Below are 24,933 nucleotides of genomic sequence, written 5' to 3'. Positions count from 1 at the left end.
GTAAGCCACTTTTCCTGTGGTATGGTTCAGCCATCTGCGTCGTTTGATATGAAAAAAGACCTGATGTCCGCGCATGGGGAAATCCTGGACGGTGATGGTAGGAAAGAAACCTTTGGACTCCAGCTTATCCTTTTCAAATGCCACTGGAATAGAATTCAGCTCTTCCAGATCAATATGTAAAATATCACGCTCTTTACGAGCAGATTTCAACTCAAAATTCTCTAATATAAACTCGGGTAATAATAAACGTAGGAGCTCTTCGTAACTTGATAACATCTGTAAAATTCAAAGCCCAAAACTAAAAATTTTCACGCTTCCCCACAAGTTTTGGTATTGATCCCTATTTAACAAGTTTAGCAAAACGCTGATAAAATGCAGTAGGGCTGTTCTCATGTTTAGGCTCATATTTACCTGCAATGATTGGCAAATAGATCACCCTTCTGCGGCTTTGTTCTCCGCTGATAGCAGATTGAGCAACACGATGCCATAAACGGCCATCATGAATAGTCAGATCTCCGGCTTCAGGCACAATCGCTACTTCCTTTAAATCGGCTTTATGGTCTAAGAAATATTTCTTACGGAATAACAACTGGTAAAGACTCTGTTTATGTGTTCCTGGCAGCACCCTTAATCCGCCATTTTCTGGTTTCAGACTACTCAGATGAATCCCCACATTCAACATCGGATTTAATTTTTGCCCCTGAAAGATGTCACGTAAACCATCTGTATGCCATCCCATTTGCGTAAACTTACTTTTCGGCCCATTGACATAATGATTCAAAACCATTCCATCTTTTTCTTCCGTACCTAATCTTGCACCCGGGCCGATCAGACTTAATAAAGTATCAAACCTCGGATCATGGGTCAACCCGGCAAACAATGGGTGTTGCTGATTCAAAAAGGCAAAGCGCTGCACAATAGCTGAACCGTCAAGGTCTTTACCATATTTAATAGGGATACCGTTTACTTTAATTTTTTCCTGTTCAATCCAATGCTGCTGGACTTTTAAAGAAGCCTGTATAATGTCATTTACCGTTTCTGGCTGAATGAAGTTTTTAAAATGAATGAAGCCATTTTTATTGAAAAAGTAACGCTGTTCATCAGTAATGGTTTCGCCTAAAGTGAATCTGGTATAAGAAGTATTCATGGTTGCTGAGGTTTAGAGGTTGAAAATAGGGTATAGCAAATCCTGCTGCGGGAATTAGCAGGTGTTAAGGGTATTAATCAGTGAAATTTTTTCAGTGGATTAACAACAACAATAGCAACAACCTGCCCCTGGAGAGAGGGGCATTCGCATGATATGCGCGCTATGGGTAAGGTTGTTGATCATATATAATAATGTATACCATTTTAGTATACATTACAAATGTAGGAAAATATTCTGTTTATAAAAATATTTGAAAATAAATATTGATTCTTTTTTTATTGCTTGTATAATCCTGCTGTAATGCTTTCAATCAATGCCTTAGGAAGTAGCCAGGTTCCAAAAACAGAAACCTTATTTAAGAAGCCCGGGATGATTTCAGCTTTCTTTTTGAACATACCTTTTAAGCCTGCTTCTGCCACAGTTGCTGAAGTCATGTTGAATTTTTCTGCAAGTTCTGCTAAAGCATCCATTCCGGCGCGGCTTGAAAATCCGGTGGCCGTGGGGCCGGGGCATAAACAAGAAACAGCAACCGGACTATCTTTTAATTCATAGCGCAGGGCACGGCTATAAGAAAGTATGAAAGATTTACTGGCGGCATAAAGCGCGAGGGTGGGCACGGCCTGGTAGGCAGCTGTACTGGATATATTTAAAATGTGGGACTGTTTTTGTTTCCTTAAAACTGGTAACAGGTGGTGGGTCAGTTCAATGACTGCATCTATATTCAACTTGAGCATATTGAGTTGTTCGGGAAGACTTAAAACCTCAAAATCTGCCCATAATCCATAACCAGCATTGTTAATCAGGATGGATAAATCTGAAGTGATACCCGTACACCACTCTTTTACCTGGTTAGCGGATGTACTGAGCGAGAGATCGGCAGATAAATAATGTGCCTTAACTTTATATTCCTGTTCAATACTTTGTGAAAGCAGCTGAAGTTCAGTTTCATTGCGCGCAACAAGCAGTAAATGATAACCGGAACTGGCCAGTGAAAGTGCTATAGCTTTTCCTATTCCTTTACTTGCACCAGTTATTAAAGCGTATTCATTCATAAAAGATCTGTAATCGGGTGTAAAATAGTATTTTTTTTGGAGTTAACAGTTTATCCACATTAACTGTTGATAAACTGTTGGTTACGCCATGTTTATTGTGGGTAAGTGCCAGAAGATGGGGTTGGAATACAGTTTTTGCAGTTAAAAGTATCTGTTTGGGTATCAGAATCGTACTTATTGACAATAATTGTTGATAAATATGTTAAGTAGTTGATGTTCAGTGTTTTGTTTATATGGATAACCTGTTTGGGTTTTGGTGAAATTGAAGCTGGATTCCTGAAAATAGTGTCGGGTTTTTAAAAGCGTGGCCTTGGCGTATAGAACAGGTGTTGAAACCGGGTTGGATAGTGCCTTGAAACGACATTGGAATGAGGTTGGAATGACGTTGGAATGACCTTGCAATGACCACAGTCATTCCAACCTCATTGCAACGACATTTTAAGGTCGTTAGAAAGGTTAAGCAGAGTACTGTTTAACTATAACTGAAACTATTCTCAACGGGTTAAGAGCTTGATTTTTGTTTTTCTAATCAGTTAACATAAATAAATATGTATTAATTGATTTTTTTATGTAACTTGTTTTTGTTCTGTATTTATTTAATAGTTTATTAATTGTTAAAATATACGGTAAAACCCCTTTGATTAATATTCACAGCATTTTTCACCTTAATAAAAAGTTATGGCTATTGTTACAAACAGTTATTTAGGAACATTCACTGGAAGAATAGGAAATATGGTTATTTATCCTCTTGCAGGACAGATAGTTGCCAGAACTATAGGTATATCCTATAAAAAACCCACAAATAATCAGCTGAATTCAAGGATGGCGCTTAAAAAGATGAATGTTTTTTTACAGGACATCAAGGGGTTTCTCAAAGTCGGTTTTGAATTAGAAGCTAAAGGTACGTCAGCTAATTCATTCAATCACGCGCTTAAATATAACCGAAAACACGTTACAGGTACATTTCCGGACATCGCAATTGATTATGCAAAAATACTGGTCACCAAAGGAAAGATGCCCATTGTAGAGAAGGCAAAAGCCAGTCTCCTGACCGACAGACTTAAAGTGAGCTGGGATACTCAGGTCATTAACGGGAAAACACATCAGGATGACCAGGTATTGCTATTGGCCTATTTTCCGGGGGAAAACGGTAAGACCCGTATTTTTACCACCTCGGTCAGAAGATCAGCGGGTACTTATAAGTTCAACCTGAACAGGAGTGCTAGAATGCGCAACGCACATTTGTATCTATCCTTTGTCTCAGATGATTATAAAAGTATTTCTGACAGTGTTTATCTTGGAGAGGTTTCGTGGGATAAAGTGGCTAAATAGCTGGAGTTCTTCCCCCGTCTACTGGAATACTAACTCCTGTAACGTAGGAAGCAGCGGGTGAAGCAAGGAAAGCAATTACATTTCCGATTTCTTCCGGCTGTCCAATTCTTTTCATAGGAATGGAATTGGTTAGCTGTTTTTCTACGTCGTCCTTATTGGTGGCATCAGAAAGACTATCCAGCAGTTTTGTATACCGCGTGGTCTGCGTTAAACCCGGCAATACATTGTTCACTGTAATATTATATTCTCCCACTTCATTTGATAAGGTTTTTGCCCAACCAGCTACGGCAGCCCTGATCGTATTGGATACGCCAAGATTCGGAAGAGGTGTTTTTACCGAAGTGGAGACAATGTTGATGATCCGTCCATAACCTGCTGCTTTCATTCCGGGCAAAACTGCCTGAACTAATATATGATTACAAACCAGGTGCTGACTGAAAGCCTGTTCAAAATCATCGGTTAATGCTGCTGTAATCGGGCCGGGTTTTGGTCCGCCACTGTTATTGATCAGAATTTCTACCTGATCGGCTGCAACGATTTTTTGGATTGCAGTACTGACCGTTGCCGGGTCGGAGAAATCTGCAACGGCATAGGCATGTTGTTGTCCATCAGCTAATGGCAATTCCTTTAAAGCATTGATTAATGATTCATCATTTCTTGCGATTAAAACACAGTTTGCACCTAAGCGGGCAAGAATAATGGCTGTAGCCAATCCGATACCCTGTGTACTTCCGCAAATTACTGCGGTTTTATTTAAAAGAGATAAGTTCATTGTAATCAGATTAATTAGGTTATACCCGTACCATCAACAGGCTTACAGGTAAAAATATCAAAAAAAAGCCGGCCCTTGTGTAAGGCCGGCAATTTTAATTGTGTGTGCGTGTTATCTTTCTCTACCACCTCTTTGTGGCTGGTTATTGTTATTTCCTCTGTGGTCATCCCTTCCGTTTCCCTGCTCATGGCCAGTTCTGCCTTTCATTTGCGATCTTTCATTGGGACGGGGACTTACATTTTGACCCGGTCTGTTATTTCTTGCAGCAACGTACCTTTTGTCTTTGCTATCCCTGATATTTCCCTGTTTACCATGGTAATTTTTGTATTTACCATATTGTTTAACGTTTTGGACATGATTTAAATAGGGGTTCGGCGTATTCATGACTACCTTATAACCGTTGTACAAATTATAATTGCTGTATCTGGCTGGTAAAGTCCTTTTGGATACCCATTTTCCATTGACCAGGTAAGTATAGTTTTGTGAAGACACGTTATAATAAGAATCTACATCTGGCAGATAGTAGTTATCAACATGGTTATATCCTGTAGGTCCCCAGGCAGGTTGAGATCCTATATTTATATTCAGACTTATTTGTGCACTGGCTTTGATGCTGCTAAACGAAGCTACTCCGATAATGACAGCTAATACAATTTTTTTCATTTGTGTGGTTGTGTTATCTGCTGAGGTTATTCCAAACCAGGTGCCATCATTCGGTGTATCAGCCTGTTCATCCATGAGCAAAGGTTATTTGCCGACCAGGGGGGGATTCTTATCGCCCTTGGCAGATTTTTTTAATATTTTAGCGTGATGATAGATGTATCCTGTGCCCTGATTATTAGTCAGAACGGACAAGTTTTGGTCGCTCAAAGAAGTTTGACGATGCAGTTGCCGCTTAAATGGGAGTTTCCCGGGGGGAAAGTGGAGCCGGGCGAAACTGCTGAAGATTGCCTGATCCGGGAAATCCGGGAGGAACTGGGGGTGGAAATCCGTGTGGTGAAAAAGATGGAGCCTTCTGTTTATGACCAGGGTAAACAGGTTATCCGCTTGCTTCCTTTTCAGTGTGAGCTGCTCACAGGAGAAATCAAATTGACTGAACATGCTGCTTTTCAGTGGTTGTTTCCTGATGAATTAATGAAACTGGACTGGGCAGCAGCAGATATTCCAATCGTAAAAAACTTTATGGATGAAATGATGTTGTAAAGAAAATCTATATTATGAACTCATTTTTCAAAACAATCATCGCAGGCTGGGGCGCTAAAAAACTTGGCGGAGGCTGTCTGTCTACCATCCTTATTTTCGTCCTTATTTATGTTGCTTTAGGTCAATGCAGCAGAACGCCTCAACGTAGTGCTGCATTGCACAAAACTGTACCCGTTATAGAAAACAGGGAGTAATTCTTTATTTTGCGATAGCTGCAAAAAGCTTGGGCAACTCAGTGTCACCGCTTGTTTTGAAGGTAAGCGCATGTTTTGGAGAGTATAAAAACAAAGAGGGGTATTTTGTAGGCTGAAATAATGGGATAAATACATGATCGCGATCTTCCAGCAGCAATACATTTTTCTTTCCAACCAGGTTCTTACCGTATTTACTCATGAAATCATTCATGGTAATATGCTGATCAAGGGAAACAAGATAGATATTCAGGTTTTTTAAGTCATTGTATTTCTTAGAGAGTTCAAGCATTGTTTTTTGACAATGCACACAGGTAGCATCAAAAAATACAAAAAGAGATTTGTGTGCCGGAACAATCTGTGCTTTCGTGAAGGCTTTTCCATCTGCTTTATAGAACTGGAAATTCGGAATATCAGTAGCTGGCATTTGTGCTGCAGCAGTCAGAGAAAGGAAGGCTATCAAAAAGCCGAATAAGTATTTTTTCATAAGGATCAGATGTTTTTCAATAGTCAATAGTTAGGATGCCAGGCGCATTGATACAGGGCTTCATGACTATTGTTCAGGTAATCAAATATAATAATAATTGGGATTGTCGGAAATGATAAGAAAATTAATTTTTACTGGAAAAAGAAACGGGGACCATCCAGGCGGACGGTCCCCGTTATCTAATTAACGCTCTCGTATATAAGACGACCAAATCTTCAATTTATTGTGTACGATTAAAATAATTTGAGAAATTTAATTAGCACGGAAAGAAGCATCAGGTCTGGCCAGTTCATATTTGATCCAGAAATCGGCAGCTGCTGTGCGCTGATCGTTAGCACCTTCTGCACTATGGCCTCCTTTACCACCACCCATACCGCCGCCGCCGTGTCTTCCGCCACCGCCACCTCCTCGCATACCACCACCCATTCCACCACCTTTTCCGGACATGCCACGGCCGCCGCCAGTTGCGCCTTCGCCCGCTGGCATATCTTTATGATGATGTTCCGGGCCGCTGTTTATTTTGATATTATAGGCAACCGCCTTGGTTTCGTTTCCCTTTAAACCAAGCTGATTTAATGGAATTGCCAGCTCACAGATATAGTCTCTCTGCTTATTGAAAGCTGCTGCGACTTCTATACCATCTTTATTAGGCATGGTTAAAGCTCCATCCGGGATGTTTTTAAAGCCCGAAACCTGTATAGTATGTACTCCGCCGTGTTCGAATTCATTGGTTTCGTCTGCCGGATGTGATAAAGTGTCGTTTTGTTCATGGGGAGCAGGAGGCTGGTTCATCCCTAAAAAGTTAAGCTTTATACCATCTTTCTTTTTTCCTGCGGTATTAATATCCAGGGTAAGCCCTCCGGACATCAGTTTCCTGGTGGTCACTTCGTCGAGTGATTCAATGATGAGATAAAGATTCTGCTGGTCATTGGCCAGTGCAAATGCTAGTTTGGTATCCGTATTGTAATTGTTGAGCGGCTCGTGCCATTCGTCCGATACGCCGTCTACTTTGACGGGCTGTTGTACCCATAAATTTACGTCCGCATCGGGGTCTGTTTTTTGCGCATAAAGCGATGTGGATGAAAGGCAGCTTATACTGCCAAAGAGCGCTAAACTCAGGATGGTTTTCAAATCCATTTCTTTGCAGCGGGGGGGATAAAATAACCTCGCTTAACAAAGCTATTTGATCAGTTAGATATTCGGAATAAATTAACATTTTTTAACGCATCAAATCCCTAACAAAAGGGCTTATCATTTTGTTCCTTTTATTCATAATACACTTATGGGACTATTGTCTATTGTGTAATTTATGGGTTCAGTGTATCTTGGCTTAAATACTAAATATAAACATGACAGCTGTTGACCTCCAAAAGAGACAGAAATTATTCTATAGTATTATAGATCAGGTGGAGAAGGATTATCACTTATACTTTGGTCTTAAATCTATTCAAAAGAGATTAAGCCAGACAGAGCGCATCTATGATCATTTTATACTGGATCATCAATCTCTGGAAATATCTTTTTATCCGGAAAGTGACTTACCTCAGGAAATCAGGGATCTGGTTTTAGACGCGCATCATCAGATATTTTCTGAGCCGATACAGCTGCGCTAAAATTGACTTTATGATTACTTTGCTAAAGTCTTTTAGGGTTTAATCGTAGTTGAAATTTGAGGTTTTTCTTTAATTTAGGTTCCTGAATCTTACCTGATTTCTGAGCATATGAAACCTCTCATTTTAATTATTTTATGGTTATTTATACTGGATGCTTCGGCACAAAACAAAGACAGGGTTTTGTTGAGCGATTTGTACCAGATCAAGATAGCTGCTAATGTGCAATTTTCTCCTGATGGGAAATGGATTACCTACAGTGTTCAGGCTATAGTGGCCAATGAAGCGAAAACCGGGGAATATGATTACCAGCGGCAATGGTTTCTGGCTGGTTCCAATTCTAGTGCAGCGCCACGAGCAATAACCAGTCAGAAAGAAAATAGCAGTAGTGTTTGCTGGTCGGGAGATAGTCAGCAGCTATTTTTCACCAGAGTTGTTAAAGGGAAATCTCAGGTGTTCAGACTACCTTTAAATGGTGGTGAAGCGGTACAGTTAACTGATTTTCAATATGGGGCGGAGCGTCCGGTGGTGAGTAAAGATGGGAAAACATTGTTTTTTTCTGCTTCACTGAGCCTGGCCGAACTGGAAAAAGATTCGGTTATGAACCCACGAAAGGAATCCCCGCTTTGGAATCTGGAAAAGCCGGAGGTTACTGCCAATGATATTTATACAAATTCAGTAAAGGGAAATGCCGATGGTAGTTTAAAGGAAATCAGGGCCTATTTGCAACAGAATGAAAAAGAGAAAAAAGCAAAAGTTTTTAACAGGTTAGATTTTCAGGACGAAGCAGCTACCAATCCTGAGCTGAGTTTTACCCAAATATTTACTTTATCATTGGCTCATGCTGATGCAGTTCCTCTGCCTTTGACCAGCGGTTTTTATAGTTATGAATTGATAGCGGTAAGCCCGGACAACAAGTCTGTGCTGGTGAATGCTGATCTTAATCCTTCGGTACATCCTGACAGAAGTATTGAATCTGCTATTTACTGGTTAACTACAAGCGGAGGAAAACCAGAACTGATTTTGAGCGGCATTGGTCAGCAGTTTAAGGCAACCAGTATCTCTGGTGATGGCAACTGGATGAGTTTTACACAGACTCCTGGAAAAGGGGTAAATATCGGGAAAACCTTTGTCTATAACTTTAAATCGAAGAAACAGTTTCAAGTACCACTGGAGCGTAATTTCAACAGGGCTACCTGGAACAGGGAGAGTACGCAGCTTTATTTTACAGCCAGTTCCAATGGAGGCAATGTATTATACAATTATAAGTTAGGTGATCATGCTGTAAAGCGTCTTTCTGCTTTTGATAGCGGAATAACATCATTTGATATTAATAAAACACAATTGGTTTATTCACAAACGAACGTTTCAGATCCTTCGGAAGTTTTTGCTGCAGATCTGCTGAATAAAAAGACACAAAGGATTACCAGCCTCAATACAGGGTGGCTTGCAGGAAAAAAAATGAGTTATCCGGTTAAAAAAACGTTTACCAATGACCAGGGGATGGAGGTGGAGTACTGGGTGATGAAACCTGCCGGAGCAGCGGCGGGTCAAAAGTATCCTGTGATGCTGGAAATCCATGGTGGGCCAGCAGCGATGTGGGGACCGGGTGAACCGGGTATGTGGCACGAATTCCAATATTATACTGGTTTGGGTTATGGCGTTGTGTATGCTAATCCCCGCGGGTCGGGTGGTTATAGTGAAGTTTTTTTACGTGCGAATGTTAAGGATTGGGGAGCAGGGCCAATGCGGGATGTGATCAAAGCGCTTGATCTGACTATAGCAGAGGGCTGGGCTGATCCAGCTAAACAGTTCATTACCGGCGGTTCTTATGCAGGGTATCTGACCACCTGGATTATTGCGCATACCGACCGTTTTAAAGCAGCTTGTGCGCAGCGTGGTGTTTACGATCTGACTACATTTTTTGGAGAAGGGAATGCGTGGCGGCTGGTACCGGAATATTTTGGGGGTTATCCCTGGGAAAAGGAAGCGGGAAAATTGCTCAGGGCGGAATCTCCGTTTACCTATGTAGATCAGATCCATACGCCACTAATTATTTTTCATGGGGAAACGGATTTAAGGACTGGTGTTGTGCAATCTGAAATGCTTTATAAGGCACTTAAAGTTTTAGGCAGACCAGTAGAATATGTAAGACATCCGGGGGGCACGCATGAGCTCACCAGATCCGGAAACAACAGGCAGCGTACTGACCAGATGTTAAGGACGATGGAATTTTTTGAACGATACAAACAATAATGATTAAAAAAGTATATACTACCTATAAAGATTCTTTCTCTGGATTAAGCGCTGAAACCTGGTTATTAAGTATAGTGATGCTCATCAACAGGAGCAGCAGCATGGCTGTACCGTTTATGAGTTTATATATGACACAATACCTGCACAGACCACCGTCTGATGCGGGACTGATTATCACCCTTTTTGGGGTGGGGTCTATTCTGGGGGCAACTGCAGGCGGGAAACTGACTGATGTAATTGGCTTCAGAGCTGTACAAATTATTTCTTCGATTGTTGGCGGGATATTTTTTATCCTGTATTCTACGATTACACATTTTGATACTTTGTGTATGCTGACTATCGTGATCAGCTTCTTTTCTGAGGCCTTCAGACCAGCAAATTTTGCTGCGATTGCAACTTATGCGAAAGAAGGTACGCAAACGCGTTCTTATTCGCTGAACAGGTTAGCAACGAATATGGGGTGGGCGGTAGGTAGTGCTGTAGGAGGAATTGTCGCATCTTTTAGTTATCCGATGCTGTTTGTGCTGGATGGTTCGGTAAGTGCACTTTCCGGTCTTTCTATTTTATTGCTTTTGCCTGCAACTGCTAAGGGTGCGCGTAAAGCGGTAGCTGAAAAGATTAAGGGAATGCAGGTGCGCAAGCCCTGGGAGGATACGCTGTTCATCAAGTTTTTATTGCTGACCACCATGCTGACTACTTGTTTCTTCCTGATGTTCAGGGTGGTGCCTTTATTTTACAAGGAGGTTTGGCATATCAACGAAATGCAAATCGGTTTGATATTGGGAATGAATGGTTTGATCATCGCACTTTTTGAAATGATCATGATCAGCAGGATTGAGAATAAGCGTTCTCCGATCCATTATATTGTTAAAGGGGTATTGTTCATCGCCGGTGCTTATGTGATGTTATTATTGCCTGGAATTACCCCGGTTATGGTTGCTGTTTTATCTGTGCTGCTGTTTACGATCGGGGAAATGTTTGCGCTTCCTTTCATCAATACTTTTGTAATGAGCAGAACGAATGAGTTTAACCGCGGACAGTATGCGGCGGGATATACGTTAAGCTGGTCAGTATCACAGGTGATCGGCCCTTCAGCAGGTTTTTATCTGGCCGAAAAATACGGGTATAACTGGTTGTGGATTATGCTGATCTTGTTATTAGTCGTTTGTGCGTCAGGTTTTAAATTACTGAAACATAAAATGGATTAAACTGTCTTTAATAGTGAGCAGGATTTTGTAATATTATTTAATAGAACAAAATGATAGGAACCTTTGATTTATCAGGGGTTCATCTGACAAAAAATAAACAATTAAAACTAAACAGATGAAACGTAATGCAACAGCCGTTTGGAATGGCACAATTAAAGAAGGTAAAGGTCATTTAACAACTGACAGCACTGTACTAAACCAAACTCAATATTCATTTAGCAGCCGTTTTGAGGATGGTGTAGGTACTAATCCAGAAGAACTGATGGCAGCTGCACACGCAGGATGTTTTACCATGAAATTAAGTCTTGATTTGACTGAAGCTGGTTTTAACCCAACGTCACTGGAAACTAAAGGAACAGTATCTTTAGATAACGGAGTGATCACCAGTTCTAACCTGGTACTAAAAGCAACTATCCCTGGTATTACAGAAGAACAATTTCAGGAAATTGCTGCTGGCGCAAAAGAAAACTGCCCGGTAAGTAAGGCCTATAATGTGGCTATCTCTCTGGAAGCTACGTTAGTTTAAAAGAATAGTCAACCTGATATTTTAAGGAACTGTTGAAACGGTTTCTATGAAATGCTTTCTGTAAAGAAGGCATTTTTTTTAGGTTAGAATTTGTGGTGGCTGGTATTGCAGTGATTGATATTATTGTGATTAGTATTGTTATAGTTAGTATTGTTATTGTTAGTATTGCTGAAGTTAGGGTTGTTGGAGTTAATATCGCTGGAGTTAGTATTTAGGCGGAGCGATAAGATTACGCATCACTAAAAAGATAACAAGTAGTGCCAGTAGAATGATCATAATTTCTGATAATCCTATTTTAATGTTATATACCATATATAATATTGTATTCATCTTATTGTTTGGTTTAAGGAAGGTGGTTTACCTTCTTGTTTACGTAAGTTGGATGTCTATGGATTTCAATGTATTGAATATTATAGTAAACGAGCTTTTATATTTAATCTTTAACCAAACAATAAGTCTTTTCATTCCTTTTTAAGGTATAGATTTCTAAAAAATTAAATTATGGACAGGTTAGTTATAGAATCAATCCTCGCGGAGACTGAAAAAATATATGTATCAAATGATGACGAAAGTGCTGAATTAGGTACGATACTGATGCTTGGCTTTAAAGCTGATCATGCGGAACAAGTTGTGAATGCTTTTACAGCTTTAAAGAACATAACACATGACAAGGCGGTGGAGCTTGTAATTTGTAAAACATTAGCTTCAGGAATTTATGATCTGGAATTGAAAACAGATGCGCTGGATGAACCAGTCAGGATCTTAAATAAGGCAATACCAGATGATTTACTCCTGCGCCTTGAAAGCCAATTACAAAAAGATCAGAAAGTTTTGCTTGGTACAAATGTATCGGAGCAGGAAAGCTGGATTACTTTAACCAATGCACAGGTGAAAGAGTGTGCAGTGAAAGAAAAATAACGTATTTCTTCGATACGGCCGTGACATAACCACCTTCAGCGTTTAGCTGAGGGTGAGTTATAAGTTATCTTTTCATCAGCAGTATTTTTATCATTCAATATTATTGCATCATTTAGCACGATTATTAATGAGTGCCGTTGCTGTGCTGAAATCCCTTTCTTTAGTATTCTTTTTTATAAAATAACGGCAAAATCAGGTCATGTTTTTCGGGTAAAATACCTTGTTAAATAAATCAGCTGGTTATCTCTGTTTTTTGTTATTTTCGTAACAGATAAATTTAATTATGAGTGAGGAATCAGCTAATAACTCCTTTGGGATTTTAAGAAGCTTAAAGAAATTAATCTTTGAGGACAGCCCTGAGCCGTTTGTCCCGGAATCAAAACAGGCAGTTGCACCCCCGGTGACGGAAACTAAAAAAGGTGAAAGTGTAACTAACAACCCTCAGACTAATCTAACACAAAATACTTCTGATCTGCCGCCGACAGATGTCAAGCAGATGAAGCTTAAAGTGCTGGAAATATTGGAAAGGATTAATGAACCGGGTTTGGACTTTTTTGAAGTTTGGAATGCTGCTGCTGAAATGGGCAGTGTGGATGCGGGCTCTATAAAAGCGGCTTTTACTTCTTTGAAGTATGTAGATAAAACTCTGGATAAGGATAAACTGGTCAGGACGGGTCAGAATTATGCGGCCGGGCTGCAAAGGGTTATTGATAAGGAAACAAGTCAAAAACAACTGCAAAAGGAGAACATTGAGCAGAATCAGGTAGCAGAAAAGGCGAGCCTGACTGCGGAAATCCAGCGGCTTGAACAGAATATGGAAGAGTTGCGTGAAAAGCTGGGCTCCAGACAAAAAGAACTTAAAGAAATCAACAGTAAATATGAACCTCAGCTGAAAGATATAGATGCAAAAATTGCCGTTGGGAACACGGCAGTTGCGGAAGTGATCACTGATATTAAAAATGCACTTAACATAATCCAAACCAATATAAACTAAAAATTACGATGGAAAATAAGTCCCAATTTGTAAACATACCGGCCGAACTGAAAAGCCAGTTGCCGATATTCCAGGTGCTGGGTGATCATTTACCCAGCCAGATGCAAACACCAGAAGCCAAAAAGACAATGGCTAATATTTTTTTCTGGGTCATTGTTTTAGGCGGAGCTTTTGCCTTTTTTAAATTCCTGCCATTAATGTTGGAATATGCTGCTAAAAGCATTCTGCTGGTAATTTTTAGTATTATCCTGATTGTGCTATTGTTATTGGCACCAAAAATTATTGCTTTACTGCACCGTCTGGGGACGATCCTGATTTTTAAAGGGGAAAAGGCCATTATCCGCAACAATCCGATTGAAACATTGCAATTGTTATCAAAAGATGCTAAAGATACTTTGAAGCGGGTAAAAGAGAAGATTACCAATGTAGACGGTGTGCGTATTGATATGATCCAAAGTGGAGAGACTGCTCAGAAAACAGCAGAGGAAAAATATACCTATGCAAAGCGCTTTACGGTTGAGGCGGCTAACCTGGATGAAAAAGGAAAACAAGAAGCGGCCAATAACAATACAGAAAAAGCAAATGGATATGGCAGGGATGCGAAAGAAACACGTACTAAAGCATTTTTATTAGGAAAAGAGGGAGAGTCGGAAGAACAGAATGCCAGAAGCTACGTTCAGTATGCCAATCAATTTGCCAAAGTACTGGAAGTTCTGAAAGACAATGAAAGTGCTGCCCGTATTTATGTGAGCACGCTTGATAGTAGTATTTCTATCATTTCCAAGAAATTGGAAGCGACCCAGAAAATGAAGAATGCAACCGATGGTTTAGCAGAAGTCTTTAATATCAAAGACAGCTGGGTATTTCAGGAGGCAATGAATGCGGCAACCGGAGCAATCAGTCAGAATATTGCTTCCATCCGTTCTAATCTTGATTTCCTGGATCAGAACAATAATATCACTGTGGGTGGTGCACCTACACAAGGTGAGTTGGAAGAGTTCATCCAAAAAGTGGATCAGCGTAATCTTAAAATGCTTAATGTTAGTCAGATGTCGGATGCTGCTTATGAATTGAAAGCGGAAGAAAAAGTGGACAAGGGTTTTACTTTGCTGGATTAGAGGTGTAAAACGGGATTAGAGATAAAACCGGGTTAAATAGAAAACGGGATTAAAGATATAGCTGGATTAGAGCTAAAACGGCTTAAATATATAAAAACCAGATTTGACTTAAAGCTGGAGAACTGGCTTTAAAAGGGCAGTCTTAAATTGAATTATTAACAACAAAATATAAAAAAAGAATATGGAAGAGAAATCTACATGGGGCAGATTACGCTGGCCAATTAAAGCAATAATAATTGCGATTCCAATTATAGGGTTAGGTTACTGGGCATCTGAAAGTGGTAAACTGGATGGTCCGGCCACTAAAACAACTCAGGATAGTACTGGTATTAGCCGTAGTACAAGTACTTCGGGTTCTTCTTCCGCAACGAGTGATGAAAAGCGTAGTTTCAATTATACACCTGAAAAGCCAGTTAATGGGGAGTACAAAGGTGTGGTTGAAGTAGGTGCTTCTGGCTTTAATTCTTTTGTAGTTAATATTGATAAGGAAAAGCGCTGGGAGATTATCTCTAAGGATTTTGGGAAATCTTTTGTGTATGAGGGGATGGCAACTACAACTGATATTCGTACTGGATTAAAAGATTATATAGGTGCTATGTTTGATAAGGGCGTAAAGTCTAAGAACATACATTTTGTGATTAGCTCTGGTGCACAAAAAGAACCTAAAACTGCTGCCATTACTTCTGAATTGAAGAAAATGGGCTATGTAGTGAATTTGGTTACTGCGGAGCAGGAAGGTAAACTGGCTTTAAAATGTGTATTGCCTGCTTCTTATTATGATAACTCTTTTGTAGTTGATATTGGTTCTGGTAATACTAAGATTTCCTGGATGGATGGCATTGTTAAATCTGCTGAGGCCCCGGGAGCGAAGTATTATGAGAAGGATTTAAAAGATGCTGCAGTTTATGATCAGGTTAAAGCGATTGCAGAAAAGATCCCTTCGGCTAAGCGTGAGGTTTGTTTTATCATTGGCGGTGTTCCGTTTGAACTGGCTAAACAAACGCGTAATGGAGAGGAAAGATTTACAGTATTAAATAATCCTGAAAAGTATAATACTGATAAGGTAAAGATTAAAAGTGGTGTAAATATTTACAAAGCGATCAAGTATGCAACGCATTGTGATACTTTCGTTTTTGACTGGGATGCTAATTTTACAATTGGTTTCTTATTGTCAGTTAAATAAGCTTACAAAATTTCAAAAAAGAAAGCTGCCTTGTCATTAATGACAAGGCAGCTTTCTTTTTTGAAGGCTGATGATTTTAAAAAGATAGTCGTTTTAAAATGGTAATGATTTTAAAAGGGGACAGGGGATAGTTATTTCACAAACTCCATTAAAGGTTCGAGTATTGTGGTTTCAAACTCTAACTGTTCTCTATGCCCTTTCTTCGTATCTGAAAATGGCTCGCTGATTGGATAGTTTTTCACAAAACGCGTGCTCTTAGCGCCAATAGTATATACCAATAGACCATAACTTGTATCATTGACCAACCTGATTTCTTCAAAGTCCATCAGTGTTTTTGTGTAAATTCCGGGTATCTTTTTATATACTTTCCGGGTGCTTTGGTCAAAAATGATTTTTACATTCGCTAAAAACAGGAATTCATAGACTACATAAAAGCAGAGCCCTCCGCCAATTAAATACAGTACAAATTTTATGTCATGAGCAATAGGTACGAACGGAACGACTGCAAAGCATAAAAATATTCCTGCTAAAAAGATCTTAATTTTAGTATAATAACTCAGGTTGGGTTGAATACTGAACTGACCATCCGAGATTTCCAGGTTATAAAGCGCCATATTTCTTCTTTTCTATTTAATCTTCAATTTTCATGATATGCAGCGCCTCATTAATCATGTTATTGAGTGGTACTGTGGAAAATAAGGATTGGTTCAACATTAGATTTTTCTCTTTTCCGTCGATGTTTAAAACCATAGTTGCGGTTGCATTCATCGTCATTCCAAATACTGACACAGTTTTGGCAACTAGAAAAGTTTCGAAATAGTCCAGACTATAGGCCACCTCGGAAGCAAACAGGTTCCTTTTTAGAAGTACCTGGCGGGATTCCATGTCGATGGCAGTTTTTGAGGTAAGGCGGAGTAAGACCATCGCACCGAGTATTGCCAAACCATAACCAACCCATCTGTTGGCTTTATCAGTTGCGCCTACTGTAAAGGCAAGAACAAGTCCTCCTATCAGGAAAAGGCCACCCAGAAAGCCAATAAATACGAATTGTGCTTTCAAATGATATTTACTGCCATCCTGTTCAAAGTATTTGTAGTTTTCCATGTTGTTTGTGTTTAGAGGTTAATTGGGTTATGTAAACAATAGTATATTTATTTTGGTTTATTTATTGTATTGTTAAAATTTATTTATTTTATCAGATAAATAAAATTTGACGACAAAATTAATGCCATCTGTTTTGATCTGGAGAATTAAATTTTGAAGTTGGTAATAACTATTTGATTTATTGGTAAATAGGAATGATAGATAATGCTGTGATAGCGAATTATCTGTTACTCGTTATTTGATAAATCGTAGTAATTTCTGGTCTGAAAACAGAAATGTGAAAGGATAAGATTCTTGAAAGCTTATTCAGATTGGAGGGAATAGTTTAACCGCGAATTTTGTAACCAGGAATTATTTCAGGCTTAACTTCCTTATTTTAAATATATATATGTTTTAAATTAAAAACAAGGTGGTGTTGGTGATTTACTATTATTGAACAAATCTGTGCTATAATTCGTTTAATAAATAAAATTTATGAAGCCGTTTCTAAGAATAGAAACGGCTTCGTAAATAACTGATATGCTTTTAATTCACATTAATTTTCACCTTAATCATATCGGTAATTGCAGGTAAAGTTGTAAACTGATTTGGATTTGGTACCCCGGCAATCACATTACTTTGTGATGCAGTAGCTCCGCCTAAATTGAACTGGTTATTTCCTGCGCCAGGAAACTGATCAACAGCAGTGCCATTATCATATAACTTGATAGAACTTGAAATATCTGCTGTTTGTGTGGCATCAGAACCGTTTTCTGATGAAGCAAAAAACCAGTCATTTGAAAAACCATACATCGTTGCAATAGCAATACGATCACCTTTAGCTACTGAAAGTTCCTGTGAAACAGCTCCTCCTGATTGGTTGAATATTATTGGAAGCAGAACTGTTGAGTTTGGTGCTGGTAATACATATACGTTTTTAACCCCTGGCCTGCCTTTTAATGCTGCGGCCAATAAAGTCGCATTTCCTTGTTGAGCCAGATCTTTTAATCCTTCATTACGGTCTTTTTCGCCGGTTTTGAAAATTGGGTTGTCTATACCGTTATACACAACAACTAAAATTGGAGATAGTGGAGTGAAGATCCCGGTATTACTTTTGATATAAGTATAAAGTGGCGCATTATTTCCTGCTTCAGCAAGTTGCGTCAAGCCATTGGCTGTTGGCTGTCCGCTGGTAAAAATAGGTGCTGAATTAAGCAATTTACCACCTGCGATGTAAGAGACTGCCCACACACCAGGACTTAAAGGAGTTTCGTTAGCGGTACCACCCGAAGTATTCTGTAAAGTCAAAGTGAAATAAGAATCACCTTCATATTTTAGAGTTGCTTTAACCAGGGATGATGCTGGAAGATAAGTATTGCCCTGAGCGTCTTTTCCGTTCACTTCTGTAATTGCATTATTTTCTGCTATACCTGGATGAACAACGTTCGCACCTGGTGTCTGATTTACGCGGGTCCCATTATCCCATAGTTTGATTTGTGTCGAAACATCACCTTCAATTGGTTTTTTATTCTGGTCATAAAGCGCAATCCCCGGATTTGCTGGTGCAAAGAACAAGTCGTTAGACCAGCCATACATACTAGAGAAGGTTACAGCCTGCCCGATAGAAGCGGAAAAGCGAAAGGAAACAGTTTGTCCGGGAAGTATAACAGGAGGCGTACCTGTGCCCTGAAAAGTACCTGATTCGACAAGACTGCTTGAGTTCAATACGTTTTCTACGGTGATTGTTGTTTTGTTACTGATTGGAGGGGTTACGGAGTCTTTTTTACAAGCTGTAAATGTTAATGGTAAGATGGCCGCAATAAGCCATTTCCAATTGTTTTGAATTGAAGTCATTTTGTGTTTGTTTTTGTTTATACCACTTTGTCGGGGGTATTTCTAAAACCTTACAGCAGATATGAAATTAATTTCAGGGATCGGATCTGCGTAAATTATAGCACAGCTATTTAGATACGCGGTTTTGATTTCAGACACGCGGGGTTTTATTACAAATAGATTTTAAGCGGGTATTTCTTCTGCTTTCCAGATTTTCCTGAATTGTGCGATACTGTTTGTGGTACTACTGAAAAAGCCGAATATGCGGGGTAACAGCAACAATAGGAGTATGAATAGTGGGGATACGCCAAGTACGGTCAGGAAATAATCCCATCCTGCATTTTCGGGATTTGTTCCGGATATAGTGTTATAGGCAATGTCAGCAAGGGTGATTATAAAATTGGCAAGGGGAAACCAGAACAGGGCCCTGAAAAGTTTATGGACTCTGAAGGTCAGAATTATTTCAGTTTGAGTACGGGGTGAACCAGTCTGAGCTGAGCTGATATGGCCAGTAATCACCGGATAAAAGGAGCTGCGGTTAGCACCCTGGGCCCTGGTGATCTTAAATTCATCTGCGGTTATTGTTCCGTAATATTCTTTATCTGCTTTCTCCAGCAGGGAAGGGTTTTGCACAAGTTGACTAAGCTGCTGATTGATCTCAACAGCAGTCATAGGGGTGGATAACCGGATTGTCCTGGTATTTGGGGTAAACCTCATTTTTTCACAATAGTCAAGACATAAAAAAAGCCCCTGTACGGAGCTTCTAAAAGTTCTTTAATCCTATCCTAGAAAGAAAAGTCATCATTCTGGCCCTTTGCAGCACCTTCATGGTTTTCTGAATATTCATAGCGTTTTTCAACAACTTCCTGGTGATTCTTGATGTAATCAACCGTCTCATTTAATCCTTCAGCGAATTTCTCAAAATCTTCTTTGTATAAAAAGATCTTATGTTTTACAAATACACCGTCTTCCAGTCTTTTCTTGCTTTCAGTAAGGGTTAAATAATAATCTCCTGAACGTGTTGCTTTAACGTCGAAAAAATAAGTTCTTTTACCGGCCCTTACTTTTTTAGAAAAAACCTCTTCTCTCTCTTTGTTGTCAAATTCTCCCATGTTTGGTATCGCTGTTGGTTTTTGGTTCGGGTAAATATAAAGTATTAATTAGATAAGATCAAAATAGAAATTAAAGAGATTTATTTTCTTCTTCCAATAACTGGTTCTGATACATTTCTTCGTAAATCCCATGAAGGCTAATTAGTTCATCATGAGTGCCTTGTTCTGCAATACGGCCTTCTTCAAGCACCAGAATCCTGTCTGCTTTTTTGATCGTAGAAATCCTGTGTGCAATTAATATGCTGGTCTTTCCTTTCATGACATTACCCAGATTATTTAATATTTCCTCCTCAGTTTTCGTATCTACTGCGGAAAGACAATCGTCAAAAATCAATATTTTAGGCTCTTTTATTAGTGCTCTTGCTATAGATACACGCTGTTTCTGTCCGCCGGAAAGGGTAATCCCCCGCTCGCCAAGCATAGTATCAAACTTCAGCTCAAAGTCCATTATATTATGATATACGGCCGCATTTCGTGCTGCATTTTCAATCTCCAGATCTGTAACCTGATCCAGTCCAAAGGCAATATTGTTCTTAATGTTATCAGAAAAGAGAAAAACTTCTTGCGGAACGAAACCGACTTGACCTCTGAAGGAATTCAGGTTGACTTTCTTGAGTGAAGTCCCATCAATTGAAATCTGACCTGAATCAGTATCATACATCCTCATAATCAGATTGGCCAGCGTAGATTTCCCTGATCCGGTACGTCCGATGATCGCAACGAATTGCCCGGCTTTAATATCAAAACTTACATCTTGTAATGCTTTGATACCTGTATCCTGATAAGTAAAGTTAACATGATCGAATTTGATATTTCCGCTAATTTCCCCGGCAGGTGCGTCCCCGCTTTGTATATCTGATTGTAATTCGAGGAATTCATTGATCCTTTTCTGTGAAGCTGAAGCACGCTGAATTAATGTAGTTACCCAGCCCAGCATAGTTACCGGGAAGGTAAGCTGGTTGACATAAACAATGAATTCTGCAATATTCCCTGCGGTAATGGAGCCGTCGAGTACTTGCTCTCCACCTATATATACGGTAAGAATAGTACTCAGGCCAACTAAAAGAAGCATGGTCGGGTAAAAGAGTGCCTGTACACGTACCAGACCCATAGAACTGTTTTTATAGGCGCTGCTTTCATTGGCGAAAATTTCCCTGGTATAATCTTCTCTGACGTATGATTTGATAACCCTGATGCCTGAAAATCTTTCCTGCACGAAACTTGATAACCGGGATAGCTGCTCCTGGATCTGCTCACTTTTATTATTGATCTGCGTGTTGACAAAATAAATAATCACAACCAGTACAGGTAGCGGCAATAAAGAGAAAGTAGCGAGTTTAGCGTTCACTGAATACATGGAAGTAATAATCAGCAGAAATAAAACAAGGGTATTGATGGTATACATAATTGCAGGGCCAACATACATTCTTACTCTGTTTACATCTTCTGTAGCCCGGTTCATTAAATCACCGGTATTGTTACGGCGGTAAAAGCCCAGACTTAGCTTTTGATAGTGTGCGTAAATCTCATTTTTCATATCAAATTCAATATGCCTGGACATCAGAATCAGGGTCTGTCGCATAAAGAACAGGAATAAACCCCTGATCAGGTACAGGACCAGGACGAGTGAGCCGAAGTAGAGCAGACTGTAACTGAAGATGTCATAAATGATCTGCTGTCTTTCGAAACCGCTGAAAAGGCCATAAATCTGGATATTCTCGGTAATAAGGTTGAAGGCATGGCCAATAACCTGGGCTGGAATTACACCGAAAATATTAGAGATAATAACGAAAAACACCCCGGGTATGATCCACCATTTATATTTATAGAAATGTTTATTTAAAAAACGAAGGTGCTTCATGTGGCGTAAAGTTAGCCAATTGCACATGATTTTTGAAAACTGTTTGGTTAAAACAATGTAAATAATGTTTTTTATCCTTAGTTTTGCGGGCTGTCTGATAAACGAAATCTTATGTCTGGTAATAGTTCTGCGGTAACCTCAATTTTAGATCAACTAAGTGCTTTAGGACACAAAAAAGTTGTTTTTTGTAATGATCCCGATACCGGTTTAAAAGCCATTATTGCTATTCATGATACGACACTGGGCCCTGCTTTAGGTGGTACAAGGATGTTAAATTATGCTACAGAGACTGAAGCACTGGAAGATGTGCTGCGGTTATCAAGGAGTATGACCTATAAAGCTGCAATTACCGGGTTAAACCTGGGGGGTGGTAAAGCGGTCATCATTGGTGATTCCCGCAAAGGAAAATCTGAAGCGATGATGCGCAGTTTTGGCCGTTTTATCCAAAATCTGAATGGGGAGTTTATTACCGCTGAAGATGTAGGGACAACGACCAAAGACATGGAGTATATCAGCATGGAAACCAAATATGTGACGGGTGTTCCTGAATCAATTGGCGGAATGGGCGATCCTTCTCCTACGACTGCGAAAGGTGTTTTCCTTGGAATAAAAGCTTGTGTGAAGGAAGTTTTTGGTACGGATATGCTGGCAGGACGTTCTGTTGTGGTACAGGGTATTGGTAATGTAGGGGAGCAGCTTGTTGAATTGCTGAGAAATGAAAATGTAGAAGTTTTTATCAGTGATATTAATGAGGAACGTTTACACCATATCGCAAGAAAATATAAAGCAAAACCTGTAGAGGCCAATAAAGTATTCGGTCTTGACGTTGATATTTATGCGCCTTGTGCGTTAGGTGCTACGGTAAATGATGTAACTATTCCAAGAATGAAGTTTGCGATTATCGCAGGTTCAGCCAATAACCAGCTTGCAGATGAGCAGGTACATGGTAAATTGCTTTTGGAAAAGAACATCCTTTTTGCACCGGATTACCTGATTAATGCAGGAGGACTGATTAATTGTTATTCGGAATTAACAGGTTTCGGAAGAAAACGCACCATGCAGCTGACAGAAAATATCTACCAGGCAACGCGTAATGTAATTAAACTGTCCAAGGCAGAAAATATCCCAACAATCCTGGCAGCAAACAGGATTGCAGAACAAAGAATAATAGACATCAAAAAAATAAAATCATCATTTTAATAACCGGTATATTACCAACTCGTTCTTACATTCATGTTAAATAGAAGGCACCTACGAATTAAAGTCCTGCAAAACATCTTTGCGTGGCAAATGACAGACAAAAAGGATCTACTTTCTGCAAAGAAAGAATTGATGCACAGTATTGACCAGGTTTATGAAATGTATGTCAGAATGCTGGCATTACTTTCTGAGATCACGGAATATACCTCAGTTGATGCTATTGAAAGAGCTAACAAGCACTTTCCTACTGCGGAAGATCTGAATCCTAACAAAAAGTTACTGCGCAACAAGTTCATTGTTTTGCTGCAGGAAAATCCTGAATTTAAATCGGCTGTAAACAAATACCAGATTAACTGGCATGCAGATCCTGAATTCATCAGAACAATCTACAATAAGCTGAAAGCTACCCCTGAGTACCTTGCTTATCTGGCAGATACTGATGATAGCCTGGAAGGATCAAAAGAAATCATCAAATTTATCTTTAGAAAAATCATTTTGAAGAGTCAGAATATCATTCAGGCTTTTGAAGACAAGTTTATCAACTGGCCTGTAGATAAAGAAGTAATGCAGGGTATGGTTGCAAAAACCCTGAAGAACTTTACGTCTGAGGATCCGTTTAAAAACAAACTGACCCCGATCAGTGTGGATTGGAAAGAAGACAGCAAATTTGTGGAAGATCTTTTCACTTACACGCTGAAAAATAATACGGAATACCAGAATTTAATCGCTGAGCGTACTAAAAACTGGGAGTCGGAACGTATTGCGTTAATGGATACTATCCTGATGAAGATGGCTATTTGTGAGCTGATGAATTTCCCTTCGATTCCGGTGAAAGTTACCATTAATGAGTATCTTGACTTATCAAAAGATTACAGTACTCCGAAAAGTAATTCATTTATTAACGGTATATTGGACAAAATCTTAGGTGATTTAAAGCGTTCAAACAGTATCAAGAAAATTGGCCGCGGATTAATAGAAGAATAAAAAAATATATTAATGAAGAAGATATTTTTACTTGCATTTGCAGCAGCTACATTAGCTGCTTGCCAAACAAAACCTACTGCAGTTGCTGCTGACAGTGTAGTTAAAACTACGGAAACTAAAACAGTGGCTTCACCTGATGCACCTGTAATCAGTTTCAAACAGGGAATGTACAATTTCGGTAAAATCGTACAGGGTGAGTCGGTACATTATGAATTCAAATTTACAAACACTGGAAAAAGCCCGTTGATTATTACCAATGCGACTGCAACTTGTGGTTGTACAATCCCTGAAATTCCTAAAGAGCCGATTAAACCAGGAGCTGACGGCGTAATTAAAGTAGTTTTTAATAGTGCCGGCAAAATGGGAATGCAGGATAAAGTTGTCACTATCACTTCAAACGGTAATCCTTCCACTACAGAAGTACATCTGATTGGTGAGGTTAAAGAAAGAACATAATTTTATAATAATACAATCAATATGACATTAACAGTAATTTTAGATGCTGCTGCCGGCGGAAGCAGTATGTTAAGTACCTTGGTTCCAATGGTATTAATCATGGTAGTTTTCTATTTCTTCATGATCAGACCACAGGTTAAAAAAGCTAAAGACCACAAGAAATTAGTTGCAGACTTGAAAAAAGGTGATAAAATAGTTACTACTGCTGGTATTCATGGCAGAATCATTGATATGAATGAACTTACTTTTCTAATCGAAGTTGAAGGCGGTACTAAAATCCGTTTTGACAAGTCAGCGATTTCTCTGGATGCAACTAAAGCATCTGCTGAATTGCCTAAGGCTTAATTCGCTAATAGACATCAAAAAGCCGCTCCATTATTGGCGCGGCTTTTTTGTTTAGTGATAAA

General features: G+C 39.4%; 28 protein-coding genes. 15 read left to right on the top strand and 13 right to left on the bottom strand.

Going from position 1 to position 24,933, the window contains the following annotated elements; genetic code table 11:
• From LY11_RS02935 to LY11_RS02925, 3 genes are all read right to left on the bottom strand, one after another.
• The coding region (locus LY11_RS02935) for an ISAon1 family transposase N-terminal region protein (protein WP_111632217.1) at positions 1-276 on the bottom strand (276 nt) is incomplete at its 3' end.
• A gap of 64 nt (positions 277-340) precedes the next feature.
• Complete coding sequence (locus tag LY11_RS02930) at positions 341-1,147, bottom strand: phytanoyl-CoA dioxygenase family protein (protein WP_111632216.1); 807 nt, start codon at positions 1,145-1,147, stop codon at positions 341-343.
• Positions 1,148-1,422: 275 nt separating this feature from the next.
• Positions 1,423-2,199 (bottom strand): SDR family NAD(P)-dependent oxidoreductase, encoded by a 777-nt coding sequence (locus LY11_RS02925; protein ID WP_111632215.1) that lies wholly within the window; start codon positions 2,197-2,199, stop codon positions 1,423-1,425.
• Between the two features lie 678 nt (positions 2,200-2,877).
• Between LY11_RS02925 and LY11_RS02920 the strand changes: the two genes are divergently transcribed.
• Positions 2,878-3,531, top strand: a complete 654-nt coding sequence (locus LY11_RS02920; protein WP_111632214.1) for a DUF6266 family protein — start codon at positions 2,878-2,880, stop codon at positions 3,529-3,531.
• Here the strand turns inward: LY11_RS02920 and LY11_RS02915 are convergent.
• Complete coding sequence (locus LY11_RS02915) at positions 3,524-4,303, bottom strand: SDR family oxidoreductase (RefSeq protein ID WP_111632213.1); 780 nt, start codon at positions 4,301-4,303, stop codon at positions 3,524-3,526. The two genes, LY11_RS02920 and LY11_RS02915, sit on opposite strands and share 8 nt — an antisense overlap.
• Before the next feature lie 111 nt (positions 4,304-4,414).
• Positions 4,415-5,041 (bottom strand): hypothetical protein, encoded by a 627-nt coding sequence (locus tag LY11_RS02910; RefSeq protein WP_111632212.1) that lies wholly within the window; start codon positions 5,039-5,041, stop codon positions 4,415-4,417.
• Between the two features lie 72 nt (positions 5,042-5,113).
• On the opposite strand from LY11_RS02910, the gene LY11_RS02905 reads away from it, so the two are divergent.
• Entirely contained in the window at positions 5,114-5,506 is a 393-nt protein-coding gene (locus LY11_RS02905; RefSeq protein ID WP_111632211.1) for a (deoxy)nucleoside triphosphate pyrophosphohydrolase, read from the top strand.
• Positions 5,507-5,520: 14 nt separating this feature from the next.
• Positions 5,521-5,700, top strand: coding sequence for a hypothetical protein (locus LY11_RS02900; RefSeq protein WP_111632210.1), 180 nt, complete (start codon positions 5,521-5,523; stop codon positions 5,698-5,700).
• A gap of 4 nt (positions 5,701-5,704) precedes the next feature.
• Here the strand turns inward: LY11_RS02900 and LY11_RS02895 are convergent, their stop codons facing one another.
• Complete coding sequence (locus tag LY11_RS02895) at positions 5,705-6,184, bottom strand: TlpA family protein disulfide reductase (RefSeq protein ID WP_111632209.1); 480 nt, start codon at positions 6,182-6,184, stop codon at positions 5,705-5,707.
• 252 nt (positions 6,185-6,436) lie between these two features.
• A complete protein-coding gene (locus tag LY11_RS02890; RefSeq protein WP_111632208.1) occupies positions 6,437-7,321 on the bottom strand; it encodes a DOMON domain-containing protein in 885 nt (294 codons plus the stop codon).
• A 212-nt stretch (positions 7,322-7,533) separates the two neighbouring features.
• Here LY11_RS02890 and LY11_RS02885 point away from each other — a divergent pair, with 212 nt between their 5' ends.
• From LY11_RS02885 to LY11_RS02850, 8 genes are all read left to right on the top strand, one after another.
• A complete protein-coding gene (locus tag LY11_RS02885; protein WP_111632207.1) occupies positions 7,534-7,797 on the top strand; it encodes a hypothetical protein in 264 nt (87 codons plus the stop codon).
• A 108-nt stretch (positions 7,798-7,905) separates the two neighbouring features.
• The gene (locus LY11_RS02880) at positions 7,906-10,050 is read left to right on the top strand and encodes a S9 family peptidase (protein WP_111632206.1); all 2,145 of its coding nucleotides are present in this window, start codon (positions 7,906-7,908) and stop codon (positions 10,048-10,050) included.
• The gene (locus LY11_RS02875) at positions 10,050-11,258 is read left to right on the top strand and encodes an MFS transporter (RefSeq protein WP_111632205.1); all 1,209 of its coding nucleotides are present in this window, start codon (positions 10,050-10,052) and stop codon (positions 11,256-11,258) included. The genes LY11_RS02880 and LY11_RS02875 overlap by 1 nt, the downstream gene beginning before the upstream one ends.
• 115 nt (positions 11,259-11,373) lie before the next feature.
• On the top strand, positions 11,374-11,784 hold the full coding sequence (locus LY11_RS02870; RefSeq protein WP_111632204.1) for an OsmC family protein: 411 nt from the start codon (positions 11,374-11,376) through the stop codon (positions 11,782-11,784).
• A gap of 501 nt (positions 11,785-12,285) precedes the next feature.
• Positions 12,286-12,702, top strand: a complete 417-nt coding sequence (locus LY11_RS02865; protein ID WP_111632203.1) for a hypothetical protein — start codon at positions 12,286-12,288, stop codon at positions 12,700-12,702.
• 283 nt (positions 12,703-12,985) lie between these two features.
• Entirely contained in the window at positions 12,986-13,696 is a 711-nt protein-coding gene (locus LY11_RS02860) for a hypothetical protein (protein WP_111632202.1), read from the top strand.
• Between the two features lie 8 nt (positions 13,697-13,704).
• Positions 13,705-14,814 carry a hypothetical protein gene (locus LY11_RS02855; protein WP_111632201.1) on the top strand — a complete coding sequence of 370 codons (1,110 nt, stop codon included), beginning with the start codon at positions 13,705-13,707 and terminating at the stop codon, positions 14,812-14,814.
• A 181-nt stretch (positions 14,815-14,995) separates the two neighbouring features.
• Complete coding sequence (locus LY11_RS02850; RefSeq protein ID WP_111632200.1) at positions 14,996-15,997, top strand: hypothetical protein; 1,002 nt, start codon at positions 14,996-14,998, stop codon at positions 15,995-15,997.
• Positions 15,998-16,128: 131 nt separating this feature from the next.
• Here LY11_RS02850 and LY11_RS02845 read toward each other — a convergent pair whose 3' ends face one another.
• From LY11_RS02845 to LY11_RS02820, 6 genes are all read right to left on the bottom strand, one after another.
• Entirely contained in the window at positions 16,129-16,611 is a 483-nt protein-coding gene (locus LY11_RS02845) for a G protein-coupled receptor family protein (protein WP_111632199.1), read from the bottom strand.
• A 16-nt stretch (positions 16,612-16,627) separates the two neighbouring features.
• Complete coding sequence (locus LY11_RS02840) at positions 16,628-17,101, bottom strand: hypothetical protein (protein WP_111632198.1); 474 nt, start codon at positions 17,099-17,101, stop codon at positions 16,628-16,630.
• 525 nt (positions 17,102-17,626) lie between these two features.
• A complete protein-coding gene (locus LY11_RS02835; RefSeq protein WP_111632197.1) occupies positions 17,627-18,934 on the bottom strand; it encodes a spondin domain-containing protein in 1,308 nt (435 codons plus the stop codon).
• A 162-nt stretch (positions 18,935-19,096) separates the two neighbouring features.
• Entirely contained in the window at positions 19,097-19,630 is a 534-nt protein-coding gene (locus tag LY11_RS02830; protein WP_146610788.1) for a hypothetical protein, read from the bottom strand.
• A gap of 68 nt (positions 19,631-19,698) precedes the next feature.
• Positions 19,699-20,025, bottom strand: a complete 327-nt coding sequence (locus LY11_RS02825; RefSeq protein WP_111632195.1) for a DUF3276 family protein — start codon at positions 20,023-20,025, stop codon at positions 19,699-19,701.
• A gap of 70 nt (positions 20,026-20,095) precedes the next feature.
• A complete protein-coding gene (locus tag LY11_RS02820) occupies positions 20,096-21,886 on the bottom strand; it encodes an ABC transporter ATP-binding protein (RefSeq protein WP_111632194.1) in 1,791 nt (596 codons plus the stop codon).
• A 111-nt stretch (positions 21,887-21,997) separates the two neighbouring features.
• Here LY11_RS02820 and LY11_RS02815 point away from each other — a divergent pair, with 111 nt between their 5' ends.
• The 4 genes from LY11_RS02815 to yajC all read left to right on the top strand — a co-directional run bounded on the left by LY11_RS02815 (position 21,998) and on the right by yajC (position 24,871).
• Entirely contained in the window at positions 21,998-23,086 is a 1,089-nt protein-coding gene (locus LY11_RS02815) for a Glu/Leu/Phe/Val family dehydrogenase (RefSeq protein ID WP_111632193.1), read from the top strand.
• 90 nt (positions 23,087-23,176) lie between these two features.
• On the top strand, positions 23,177-24,070 hold the full coding sequence (nusB, locus tag LY11_RS02810; RefSeq protein ID WP_245952578.1) for a transcription antitermination factor NusB: 894 nt from the start codon (positions 23,177-23,179) through the stop codon (positions 24,068-24,070).
• A gap of 12 nt (positions 24,071-24,082) precedes the next feature.
• Positions 24,083-24,526, top strand: coding sequence for a DUF1573 domain-containing protein (locus LY11_RS02805; RefSeq protein WP_111632191.1), 444 nt, complete (start codon positions 24,083-24,085; stop codon positions 24,524-24,526).
• A gap of 21 nt (positions 24,527-24,547) precedes the next feature.
• Positions 24,548-24,871 (top strand): preprotein translocase subunit YajC, encoded by a 324-nt coding sequence (gene yajC, locus LY11_RS02800; RefSeq protein WP_111632190.1) that lies wholly within the window; start codon positions 24,548-24,550, stop codon positions 24,869-24,871.
• The last annotated feature ends 62 nt before the right edge of the window (positions 24,872-24,933 follow it).

The sequence above is a fragment of the Pedobacter cryoconitis genome (genome assembly GCF_003259615.1).
Classification (GTDB): Bacteria; Bacteroidota; Bacteroidia; order Sphingobacteriales; family Sphingobacteriaceae; genus Pedobacter; species Pedobacter cryoconitis.
The sequence above is the reverse complement of the archived record's forward strand: the minus strand, read 5'-3'. Positions and strand labels throughout refer to the sequence as shown.

Excerpts from the sequence above, each read along its gene's own strand:
- LY11_RS02885 (WP_111632207.1), top strand. The coding sequence starts at position 7,534 with ATGACAGCTGTTGACCTCCAAAAGAGACAGAAATTATTCTATAGTATT.
- LY11_RS02925 (WP_111632215.1), bottom strand. The coding sequence starts at position 2,199 with ATGAATGAATACGCTTTAATAACTGGTGCAAGTAAAGGAATAGGAAAA.
- LY11_RS02850 (WP_111632200.1), top strand. The coding sequence starts at position 14,996 with ATGGAAGAGAAATCTACATGGGGCAGATTACGCTGGCCAATTAAAGCA.
- LY11_RS02820 (WP_111632194.1), bottom strand. The coding sequence starts at position 21,886 with ATGAAGCACCTTCGTTTTTTAAATAAACATTTCTATAAATATAAATGG.
- LY11_RS02900 (WP_111632210.1), top strand. The coding sequence starts at position 5,521 with ATGAACTCATTTTTCAAAACAATCATCGCAGGCTGGGGCGCTAAAAAA.
- LY11_RS02930 (WP_111632216.1), bottom strand. The coding sequence starts at position 1,147 with ATGAATACTTCTTATACCAGATTCACTTTAGGCGAAACCATTACTGAT.
- LY11_RS02855 (WP_111632201.1), top strand. The coding sequence starts at position 13,705 with ATGGAAAATAAGTCCCAATTTGTAAACATACCGGCCGAACTGAAAAGC.
- LY11_RS02915 (WP_111632213.1), bottom strand. The coding sequence starts at position 4,303 with ATGAACTTATCTCTTTTAAATAAAACCGCAGTAATTTGCGGAAGTACA.
- LY11_RS02875 (WP_111632205.1), top strand. The coding sequence starts at position 10,050 with ATGATTAAAAAAGTATATACTACCTATAAAGATTCTTTCTCTGGATTA.
- LY11_RS02865 (WP_111632203.1), top strand. The coding sequence starts at position 12,286 with ATGGACAGGTTAGTTATAGAATCAATCCTCGCGGAGACTGAAAAAATA.
- LY11_RS02840 (WP_111632198.1), bottom strand. The coding sequence starts at position 17,101 with ATGGAAAACTACAAATACTTTGAACAGGATGGCAGTAAATATCATTTG.
- nusB (WP_245952578.1), top strand. The coding sequence starts at position 23,177 with ATGACAGACAAAAAGGATCTACTTTCTGCAAAGAAAGAATTGATGCAC.
- LY11_RS02920 (WP_111632214.1), top strand. The coding sequence starts at position 2,878 with ATGGCTATTGTTACAAACAGTTATTTAGGAACATTCACTGGAAGAATA.
- LY11_RS02890 (WP_111632208.1), bottom strand. The coding sequence starts at position 7,321 with ATGGATTTGAAAACCATCCTGAGTTTAGCGCTCTTTGGCAGTATAAGC.
- LY11_RS02835 (WP_111632197.1), bottom strand. The coding sequence starts at position 18,934 with ATGACTTCAATTCAAAACAATTGGAAATGGCTTATTGCGGCCATCTTA.
- yajC (WP_111632190.1), top strand. The coding sequence starts at position 24,548 with ATGACATTAACAGTAATTTTAGATGCTGCTGCCGGCGGAAGCAGTATG.
- LY11_RS02830 (WP_146610788.1), bottom strand. The coding sequence starts at position 19,630 with ATGAGGTTTACCCCAAATACCAGGACAATCCGGTTATCCACCCCTATG.
- LY11_RS02845 (WP_111632199.1), bottom strand. The coding sequence starts at position 16,611 with ATGGCGCTTTATAACCTGGAAATCTCGGATGGTCAGTTCAGTATTCAA.
- LY11_RS02815 (WP_111632193.1), top strand. The coding sequence starts at position 21,998 with ATGTCTGGTAATAGTTCTGCGGTAACCTCAATTTTAGATCAACTAAGT.
- LY11_RS02825 (WP_111632195.1), bottom strand. The coding sequence starts at position 20,025 with ATGGGAGAATTTGACAACAAAGAGAGAGAAGAGGTTTTTTCTAAAAAA.
- LY11_RS02860 (WP_111632202.1), top strand. The coding sequence starts at position 12,986 with ATGAGTGAGGAATCAGCTAATAACTCCTTTGGGATTTTAAGAAGCTTA.
- LY11_RS02895 (WP_111632209.1), bottom strand. The coding sequence starts at position 6,184 with ATGAAAAAATACTTATTCGGCTTTTTGATAGCCTTCCTTTCTCTGACT.
- LY11_RS02805 (WP_111632191.1), top strand. The coding sequence starts at position 24,083 with ATGAAGAAGATATTTTTACTTGCATTTGCAGCAGCTACATTAGCTGCT.
- LY11_RS02870 (WP_111632204.1), top strand. The coding sequence starts at position 11,374 with ATGAAACGTAATGCAACAGCCGTTTGGAATGGCACAATTAAAGAAGGT.
- LY11_RS02910 (WP_111632212.1), bottom strand. The coding sequence starts at position 5,041 with ATGGATGAACAGGCTGATACACCGAATGATGGCACCTGGTTTGGAATA.
- LY11_RS02880 (WP_111632206.1), top strand. The coding sequence starts at position 7,906 with ATGAAACCTCTCATTTTAATTATTTTATGGTTATTTATACTGGATGCT.
- LY11_RS02905 (WP_111632211.1), top strand. The coding sequence starts at position 5,114 with ATGATAGATGTATCCTGTGCCCTGATTATTAGTCAGAACGGACAAGTT.